The organism is Cognatilysobacter lacus, from assembly GCF_008274655.1.
GTDB lineage: Bacteria > Pseudomonadota > Gammaproteobacteria > Xanthomonadales > Xanthomonadaceae > Cognatilysobacter > Cognatilysobacter lacus.
Genome location: NZ_VTRV01000173.1, coordinates 1 through 5,407 on the forward strand (window position 1 = coordinate 1; position 5,407 = coordinate 5,407).

General features: G+C 68.8%; 5 protein-coding genes. 4 read left to right on the forward strand and 1 reads right to left on the reverse strand.

The window, feature by feature from the left end; translation table 11 throughout:
- From FW784_RS12345 to FW784_RS12360, 4 genes are all read left to right on the forward strand, one after another.
- Positions 1 to 235 (forward strand): LuxR C-terminal-related transcriptional regulator (locus FW784_RS12345; protein ID WP_149353637.1); only part of this gene is annotated, 235 nt, incomplete at its 5' end.
- Between the two features lie 245 nt (positions 236 to 480).
- On the forward strand, positions 481 to 1,887 hold the full coding sequence (gene rpoN, locus FW784_RS12350; RefSeq protein ID WP_149353638.1) for an RNA polymerase factor sigma-54: 1,407 nt from the start codon (positions 481 to 483) through the stop codon (positions 1,885 to 1,887).
- A 19-nt stretch (positions 1,888 to 1,906) separates the two neighbouring features.
- The gene (locus FW784_RS12355) at positions 1,907 to 2,302 is read left to right on the forward strand and encodes a response regulator (RefSeq protein ID WP_149353639.1); all 396 of its coding nucleotides are present in this window, start codon (positions 1,907 to 1,909) and stop codon (positions 2,300 to 2,302) included.
- Complete coding sequence (locus FW784_RS12360) at positions 2,299 to 3,771, forward strand: sigma-54 dependent transcriptional regulator (protein WP_149353640.1); 1,473 nt, start codon at positions 2,299 to 2,301, stop codon at positions 3,769 to 3,771. Before FW784_RS12355 ends, FW784_RS12360 begins: the two co-directional genes overlap by 4 nt.
- A 14-nt stretch (positions 3,772 to 3,785) precedes the next feature.
- Here FW784_RS12360 and FW784_RS12365 read toward each other — a convergent pair whose 3' ends face one another.
- Positions 3,786 to 4,742, reverse strand: coding sequence for an integron integrase (locus tag FW784_RS12365; protein WP_149353641.1), 957 nt, complete (start codon positions 4,740 to 4,742; stop codon positions 3,786 to 3,788).
- Positions 4,743 to 5,407: the final 665 nt, after the last annotated feature.

The window sequence follows — 5,407 nt, forward strand, 5'->3', positions numbered from 1 at the left end:
CCGTGGCGCAGACCCCGCGGCCCTGCCGCCGCGGCAGCGCGAGATCCTCACCGCGCTTGGCGCCGGCCGCACCACGAAGCAGATCGCCGCCGACCTCGGGATCAGCATCAAGACCGTCGAAACCCACCGGGCGCGTTTGATGGAGGCGCTCGGCTGCCGCAATGCGGTCGAACTGGTGCGCACGGCGGTGCAGTGGAGCGACCGGGTTCCCGCAGGCAAGGCGACCCGTCCGTAGTCGCAGCCCGCGGCGCCTGCTACCGCCCGTCGGCTCGCGGTTCAGACAGCCGGCGTCGCGTCGAGCGGAAGTTAGGAGGCCGCCACAGTTCGCGACCGAATCGGGTCTCGGTCGTCAGGGTTCCCCTGATACCCCCGACATGGACGGCGCCACCATGTAAGGTTTTCCCTGATCCGGGCGTTGGCACGGGTCCTGCACGATGGCCTGCAGGTTTCATGCCGCGCTAACAAAAGGATGGGGGTCCAATGAAGGCGTCGGTCCGCGCACAGATGTCGCAGTCGCTCAACCTGACGCCGCAGCTGCTGCAGTCGATCCGGTTGCTGCAGCTCACCGCGCCGCAGCTCGAAATGGAACTGCGCCAGGCGCTCGACCGCAACCCGATGCTCGAACTCGACGAGGGCGACGAGGCCGGGGAGGTCGACGCCGAATCGCCGGACGCCTCTGACGAGGTCGCCTATGAGGCCGCTGCGTGGGACGAACTGCCCGACCCGCAGTTCATGAGCGGCATGAGTGGCGGCGCGTCGATGGGGGACGAAGACGCCACCGCGCGCATCGCCGGCGGCGTTTCCAGCGACTGGCGCGTGCGCCTGCTGGACGAACTCCGCCTCGACTGGAAGCCGGCCGACCTGGCGCTGGCCGCGTGGTGGCTCGACCGCACCGCCGACACCGGGCTCCTCGAAGGCGAGCGCGACGCGCTGACGGCAGAGGCCGCCGCCGAGCTCGGCGCCGACCCGAGCGCCCTCGAGATCGTGCGCCTGCGCCTGCTACACGGCATGTGGACCGGCCTGTGCGCGGTCGACGCCGCCGAATGCCTCGGCGCGCAGCTCGACCGCATGCCCGATTGCGAGGCCCTGTCCACGGCGCGCTCGATCGTGCGCGACCACCTCGCCACCCTCGCCCGCCACGATTCGAAGGCACTGGCGAGCGCGATCGGTTGCAGCATCGACGTCGCCGATCGCGCCGTCGCACTGATCCTGTCGCTCGAAGCCTGCCCGGTCCCCGACGCCCCGTCGCAGGGCGACGACCACATCGTGCCGGACGTCGTCGTGCGCAAGCTGGGTGGCACGTGGCGGGTTTCGCTCAACGGCCGCACGCTGCCGAAGGTGCGCGTCTCGCCGCATTGCGAGGCCGGCCTGTCGCGCGCGCCCGGGGATGTCAGCGCGCTGCGCGGGCTGCTCGACGAGGCGCGTTGGCTGGTGCGCGGCATCGCCATGCGCAACGACACGCTGATGCGCACCACGCAGGTGCTGGTGGAGCGCCAGCAGGCTTTCCTCGACCAGGGCGAGGAGTCGATCGCGCCGCTCACGCTGCGCGAGGTGGCGGACGCCATCGGCATGCACGAGTCGACGGTGTCGCGCATCACCACCGGCAAATACATCCAGACCCCGCGCGGCACGTTCGAGCTCAAGCGCCTGTTCGCAGTGCGGCTCGAAGGCGCGGAGATCTCCGGGGCCGCGGTCAAGGCGATCGTCAAACGCCTGATCGACGCCGAGCCGCCGCATGCGCCGCTGGCTGACGAGACCATCGCCGGCCTGCTGGCGCGGCAGGGAATACGCATAGCCCGTCGTACGGTGGCAAAGTACCGGGACCAGCTGGACATCGCGCCCGCGCGGGCGCGCCAGCGACCCGTGGCCATGGCCGCGGCACGGTAAGGGAATCGAGGAGAACGGAATGCTGAGCATCCTGCTGGTCGACGACCACGAAGGTTTCATCAACGCAGCCGTGCGCCATCTGCGCCGGCTCGACTGGGTGGACATCGTCGGCTCGGCCGCGAACGGCATCGAGGCGATCGCACAGTGCGAATCGCTCCGGCCCAACGTGGTGCTCATGGACCTGGCCATGCCCGAGATGGGCGGGCTGCAGGCCACGCGCCTGATCAAGGCGCAGGACAATCCGCCGTTCGTGGTCATCGCCAGCCATTTCGACGACGCCGAGCATCGCGAGCACGCGTTGCGTGCGGGCGCCGACGCTTTCGTCAGCAAGCTCGCCTACATCCACGACGTCATGCCGCTGCTGGAGAATCTCGCCGGCCGCAGCAGCGACGCGGAGGCCGGGGCAGCCGAATGAGCGAGTCCCGCATTCTGGTCCTGGATGGCGACATGCCGCGTGCCGAGCGCGTCGCCACCCTGCTGGAATTCATGGACTTCACCCCGCGCCTGGCGGCGGACGCCGCCGACCTCGACCTGTCGCGCGCGAAAGCCAGCGACTGGGTCGCGATCGTCGTCGGCGATGTGGGCAACGCCGAGGCCTGGCTGAAATTCGCGGACTGGCTTTCGCGCCAGCCGTTGCATCCGCCACTGATGCTGCTGCCCGGGCACGACGAGCGTGCACCATGGCGGGCACTCGTGCATCCGGATTCGGTCTGGCCGCTGGATTTCCCGATTCGCCGCGCGCAGCTGCAGGAGTCATTGCGCCGCGCCAGCCTGAAGCGCATCGATGCGGAGGAACGCGCCGACTCGCAGAGCGTGGGCCCAACGGGCAACTCCGAAGCGGTCACCCAGCTCAACCGCATGATCGACCAGGTGGCCGGCTTCGATACCACGGTGCTGATCCTGGGCGAATCCGGCACCGGCAAGGAAGTCGCGGCGCGCACCATCCACGAGCGCAGCAAGCGCGGCAGCAAGCCTTTCGTCGCGATCAATTGCGGCGCGATTCCCGCGGACCTGCTCGAGAGCGAGCTGTTCGGCCACGAGAAGGGCGCGTTCACCGGCGCGCTCACCCAGCGCAAGGGTCGCTTCGAGATGGCCGAGGGCGGCACGCTGCTGCTCGACGAAATCGGCGACATGCCGATGGCGATGCAGGTGAAACTGCTGCGCGTGCTGCAGGAACGTACGTTCGAACGCGTCGGCGGCACGCAACTCTATACGTGCAACGTGCGCGTCATCGCCGCGACGCATCGCAACCTCGAAGAGCAGATCGCGAAGGGCGGTTTCCGCGAAGACCTGTACTACCGGCTCAACGTGTTCCCGATCGAAATGCCGGCGCTGCGCGAGCGCACCGAAGACCTTCCCGACCTGATCGCGGCGATCACGCGACAGCTCGCGGACAGCGGCCGCGGGCGCGTCTCGCTCACCGGCGAAGCCGTCAACGTGCTCAAGCACTACCGCTGGCCCGGCAACGTGCGCGAGCTGCACAACCTGCTGGAACGCCTGGCGGTGCTCCATCCGAACACCCAGGTGCGCGCGGCCGACCTTCCGGCGAGATACCGCTCCGGCGTTGCCGAGATCCCGGACGAGCCTGCCTCGCCCGTGCGCGAGAACGTCGTCGCCCCGGCGCCTGAACCCCAGCGTGCGAGCCCGGCGCCCGCGACGACGGCGATCGCAACCGACCCGTCGACGCTCGCCCCCCGCGCGACGCTGCCGCCCGAAGGCCTCGACCTGAAGAGCCACATGGCGGAGCTCGAACTCGAGCTGATCCAGGCGGCGCTGCAGCAGGCCAATGGCGTGGTCGCGCACGCGGCGCCGCTGCTCGGCCTGCGCAGGACCACGCTGGTCGAGAAGCTTCGCAAGTACGGCATCGATCGCGACAGCGACTGAGCGCCGGCCGTCGCCTAGAACTGGCGATCCAGCGGACTGAGAACCGCACCCGCGCCGCGCCCGAGCACATGCGTGTAGATCTGCGTGGTGCCCAGGTCCTTGTGGCCCAGCAGTTCCTGCACGGTACGGATGTCCTGCCCCGCTTCGAGCAGGTGCGTCGCGAACGAATGACGCAATGTGTGGCACGTCGCGGGCTTGGCGATGCCCGCCAGGTCACGAGCCCGCTTCACCGCACGCTGCAACGAGCTGTCGTCGACATGATGGCGCCGGGTCGCGCCGCTGCGCGGATCGGTCGATCGATGCGCGGACGGGAACACGAACTGCCAGCCGGGCTCGCGCGCAGCCGCCGGGTACTTCTTCGCCAGCGCGTGCGGCAATCGGGCCTCTCCGAATCCTTCCGCGAGGTCGTGCCGATGCAGCAGGAGCGCGCGTTCGATCGCGCGGCGCAGGTCCTCGCGCAAGGTCTGCGGCAGCGGCACCCGGCGATCCTTGTCGCCCTTGCCTTCGCGCACGAGGATTTCGCTGCGCTCGAAGTCGATGTCCTTGATGCGCAGCCGCGTGCACTCCATCAGCCGCATGCCGGTGCCGTACAGCAGCGAGGCCATCAGGCGAGACGACCCGTCCATCGCGCCAAGCAGGCGGTCGATTTCGGAACGCGAGAGCACGACGGGCAAGCGACGAGGGCGTTTGGCGCGCACCACGTCCTGCATCCACGGCAGCTTGATCCCGAGCACTTCGCGATACAGGAAAAGCAGTGCCGCGAGCGCCTGGTTCTGCGTGCCGGATGCGACATCGTCGCGCGCAGCGAGATCGGTAAGAAAGCGCTCGACGTCGGCGCCACCGAGCTCGCGCGGGTGTCGTCGGCCGTTCGCGACGACAAAGCGGCGGACCCAGCTCACATAGGCGCGCTCCGTGCGCAGGCTGTAATGCCGCAGCCGCACTCGGTCACGCACCATGTCCAGAAGGCGCATGCCGGGCGCGTCCGGCGGGCTCCGGGTTGAATGGCGGTCTGGTCGGTCAACGGACTCCCCGAACCAGCGCACATTGTCATCCGCTTGCGGCGCCGCGGAGGGCGCCGGTGGCCGTGGGCACGAAGGCCCGGCCTCGGGACTGTCCCGCCCGCCCGCAGGTGAGTCGACCGCGCGACGAATCCCGGAGGTAGCGGATGGCCGCTGCGAACCCTGCTGGTACCGTGGCGGCCGGTCCTCGCCCAGCCGCATCCCCAGTTTTCTTCCGATGCCGCGGTAAAGCGATACCAATCCGTCCATAGCCTTGTAATGCTCCAACGCCCCATCCATGGAGGAGTAACGGTACGGCCGGTCGCGCGGACCGGGCATAGGCCGTTGACGGGGCGTCGCGTCGGAGAATTCCGAAAGGCCCCGGGGACGGTTACAGGTGGTGGAGCGCCGCGGTATGCAGTTGGCGCTGCTGGTGCCGCGCGAACTGGCAGACGCCCAGGATTGCATCGGCACTGGTGGCCTTTTAGCAGTGGAAAGCCGCCGTGCTCGGGTGTGACATGCGGCGCCCTGGCGTTACAGTTGTGCTTTAGGGAGAGAATCGGTGTTAGGCGCCACAGCAGCTCTGACGCAATCGAGGTAAGTTCAACGCCATGCCAAAGTACTTTCTCAACATCGCA

Coding starts and splice junctions, on each gene's coding strand:
- FW784_RS12360 (WP_149353640.1), top strand. CDS start 2,299: ATGAGCGAGTCCCGCATTCTGGTCCTGGATGGCGACATGCCGCGTGCC.
- FW784_RS12355 (WP_149353639.1), top strand. CDS start 1,907: ATGCTGAGCATCCTGCTGGTCGACGACCACGAAGGTTTCATCAACGCA.
- rpoN (WP_149353638.1), top strand. CDS start 481: ATGAAGGCGTCGGTCCGCGCACAGATGTCGCAGTCGCTCAACCTGACG.
- FW784_RS12365 (WP_149353641.1), bottom strand. CDS start 4,742: ATGCGCCTTCTGGACATGGTGCGTGACCGAGTGCGGCTGCGGCATTAC.